Origin of the sequence: Bradyrhizobium sp. NBAIM08, assembly GCF_020193935.1 — a bacterium.
GTDB lineage: Bacteria > Pseudomonadota > Alphaproteobacteria > Rhizobiales > Xanthobacteraceae > Bradyrhizobium > Bradyrhizobium yuanmingense.
Genome location: NZ_JADYVR010000819.1, coordinates 1 through 412 on the forward strand (window position 1 = coordinate 1; position 412 = coordinate 412).

At 62.1% G+C, this 412-nt stretch carries 1 pseudogene; it reads right to left on the bottom strand.

Going from position 1 to position 412, the window contains the following annotated elements:
- Positions 1–412, bottom strand: a pseudogene (locus I6F37_RS42220) (cobaltochelatase subunit CobT); the annotation flags it as partial.

Here is a 412-nt window from a genome sequence, read left to right on the forward strand (position 1 = left end):
CCTTGACGCCGCAGCGCTCCAGCGTGCGCGCGAGAATGTCGGCGCAGGTCGCTGCCACCGTAATGGGGCGACCGCGCATCGAACCTGAATTGTCGAGCAGTAGCGTCACTACTGTATCGCGGAAGGTCGCTTCCTTCTCATGCATGAAGGACAGCGGATGATAGGGATCGGTCACGACGCGTGATAGCCGCGCCGGATCGAGAATGCCTTCCTCGAGATCGAACTCCCAGGCGCGGTTCTGCTGCGCCATCAGGCGGCGCTGCAGGCGGTTGGCGAGCCGCGCCACAATGCCCTGCAGATGCGCGAGCTGCTTGTCGAGATAGCTGCGCAAACGTTCCAGTTCGTCATGGTCGCAAAGATCTTCGGCCGCGATCACCTCGTCGAACTTCGGCGCGAAGGCATGATATTCCGG